We start from the raw sequence: 2909 nt of genomic DNA, 5'->3' as shown, positions 1-2909 counted from the left end.
GTAGCGGCATCCTCCCCGCCGCCCGCTTTTGCGGCGGGGAGATACAGCGGAAAGCGGGAATTGCGCCTGCCGGTAGGGCCCGGGCCTTTCGCTCCTTGAAGACCTTGTTTGACCGGAGTATAATGAAAATGGCTGAGGGGACAATAATAATGTGAGTGTAGAGCGGTATTTCAAATGGTAAACCTTATCTTGGCAATGACCTGCCTTGGGCGAAGGCTGAAAGCGGTTTCTACATAGCTGAAATTGCTTACTTCAATTGTGCGGAAAGTGGTTGTGTTGAAAAGGTTGTTTATTTGTAAATCAAAATCAATTTTTTTGTTTTTGAGGGAGTATCTGTAGGTAATGTCTGAAAATACATATTGTAATGTTTCGGAAAATAAGTTGTTGGCAATATATTCGTTTTTAAAGGCGAAATATTGGTTATCGCTTATATAAAAGTTTAAATTTATTAAGTGGTTTTGCTGAATAATTGTAGGGTTTTGGTTTGCCTGTACCCTGTTTTTTGAGAATATCCATCCGGATTGGGATTCCAGATTTAACCATGTCAGGATATCGGCGTCAATTTTAGTACCGAAGCCCCACGAATGATTTTGAACGGGGGTTATAATGTTGTTGAGAATTTGTTCAGACTGGCTGATACCATAGTTAGCTGTAAGAATTATATTGGTTTTTAATGGCAAAAAGTTTTTATTTACCCTTGCGTTGATGTTATGGTTCTGCCTATGGTTTTCCCGCAGGAGGGCTTGAAATTGTGTTGCCCCGGTATCAAAAACTTCTGTTTGGTACAGTAAATTGTTCAGAGCGTTATTGTAGGTGTATGACACTGTGGCAAAACAGGCTGCTTCGGGGTTTCTGTAGTTTATTCCTGTTGTGTATACCTGCTCCAGGGATTCCGGCAGTGGGGTGTCCCTGCGGGATATACTCCTGTAATCGTGGAGGAGGTAGCCATAATGTATTTCATTGATATTCCCGAAATGGTTGCTGATATTGACAGAGGAACTCCACGACCAGGAGTTATTGATGTTGTATATTGTACTAATCCTGGGTTCAAATGTAAGCCAGCGGAGAGCGGTACTGCTGTTAAATAATCTGTCCCGGAGGCTTATTGTGTAAAAATTAAATGGAGCTGTAATGCTTACCCGAATGCTTTCTGTTTTTATTTGTGTGCTGAACTGTAGGTAACCTTTTGTAGACAGCCACTTTAGATCATTGGCGAAATTATTATCTAAAACGGTGTTTCCCGTTGTGGTAATATGGCTTTGCAAGTGCTGGTTTTCCTGCCGGAAGCCTAACTGCGTTTCGAGGCTTAGTGCATTAATGCCTTTTGTGAAAGAAATGGAGGTATCAGAACCGGCCTGTTGCAAGTTTATATGTTGCGATAGTTGCCGGTACGGGTTATTGCCATTCAATATGCCTGTAAACTGCCCGGGCTCTACGTGTAATGATTGTGGGGTTTGAGAATAGAAAGCATAAGCCTGTAAGGTGAGTAGTTGTTTACCTAATGGAAATATTGTTTTAAAATTATTAGTTATTTTATAATAATGATTATTTACCCTTTGTGCTACATCCTCATTATTTGACATGGCATGGCCATACTGCCCCTCCCAAAATCCCTCAAAATCCAAATGGTTACTAAAATAGTTTTTTTCAGCATTTTTGAGTAGCGTAATAGTAGCCTGCATGGAGTTGTTGTATAAAAAATTTTGTTTTTCTTCCGTGAGCGAAATACTTTCGGTTGGGGTTATAAAAAGGGTTTTTGTATAGCCTTTCTGCCTTTGATAATCATTTAAGTAAGATGCCGCCATTTTCAGCTGATAGTTATGTTTCAATTTTTGTAAATGATTTAATGAAATAATATTCACATTGTTGCCCAGCCATCTTTTATCCGTTAATGGGGGGGTGGCAAGTTGTTGAATGGAAACCCAGTCGGTTTTAAAATTGTTGTTTCCTAAAGTATTTTGGAGATTGTCAATGGTAAGGTTTTGTAGCTGGGCAGCAATATTATTTCCTGTATTATTAGCCTGGTAACTCAGAAGAGACTGGCTTTGCTTAGTGAAAAGCATGGGTGTGGCGTTTACCTCCCATAATAGTGGGATAAATCCTGTCCCTGCGACTGCCTGCCCGGAAAAGCTGTAGTTATTTTTGAGTTTGATGTTCAGGGCAGCATTATCAGAAAAAACCAGGCTGTCCAGTACCTTTACCGGCTGGTGATTTTCAAGCACCTGGATTTTAGAAACTTCTTTGTGCGATAAATTTTCATTAGCCAGGCTATACCTGCCTTCCAGCAAGTCCAGCCCTTCAATATAATATTTGTTTATGGGTTTTCCCTGATAATAAATCTTACCGTCTGTCCTGACTTCCAGTCCCGGAATACGTTTGAGTACATCGCTAATGCTCCGGTCCTGCTCTTTAGAAAAGGAGCTCACATTATAATTTATAGTATCTCCTTTTTTCACTATTGGTTTAGATTCGATAACAACTTCCTGCAGTACAAAATCAGCCTGCCCCAAAATAAACTTTTTGACCTGATTTTTGTTTTTAATTGCCTCAACTGTTGTACTGTAACCTATACCTGTAACATTAATTTTCAGTTCTTCATCAGGAGTTGTAAATTCAAGCCTGTAGTTTCCCTTTTCATCGGTAACATCATACGCGATAATATCATTGCCTGTTTCCGGGCTTATGAATATATTAATATCAGGAAGCGGGATACCTTTGCTGTTTGTAACGGTACCGCTTACTACTGTTTGCCCAAAACCCGTGAGCGAGCATATACAACAGAAGAACAGGATGGTTTTCATAAATAGTCCTTTATTCCTGTGCGTATTCTATGTCGGGTAAAGGCCAGTTGCGATAGGTTTTAAATCAATCCTGTCCTAAATAAAATTTAACACTATCAAACTTAACCA

At 39.8% G+C, this 2909-nt stretch carries 1 protein-coding gene; it reads right to left on the bottom strand.

Annotated features, from left to right (window positions below):
- Positions 1-170 precede the first annotated feature (170 nt).
- On the bottom strand, positions 171-2801 hold the full coding sequence (locus tag CHU92_RS01050; protein ID WP_094411730.1) for a carboxypeptidase-like regulatory domain-containing protein: 2631 nt from the start codon (positions 2799-2801) through the stop codon (positions 171-173).
- Positions 2802-2909: the final 108 nt, after the last annotated feature.

Source organism: Flavobacterium cyanobacteriorum (genome assembly GCF_002251835.1).
GTDB classification, from domain to species: domain Bacteria; phylum Bacteroidota; class Bacteroidia; order Flavobacteriales; family Flavobacteriaceae; genus Flavobacterium; species Flavobacterium cyanobacteriorum.
Note: the sequence above shows the minus strand (reverse complement) of the source record. Positions and strands in the feature narration are given on the sequence as shown.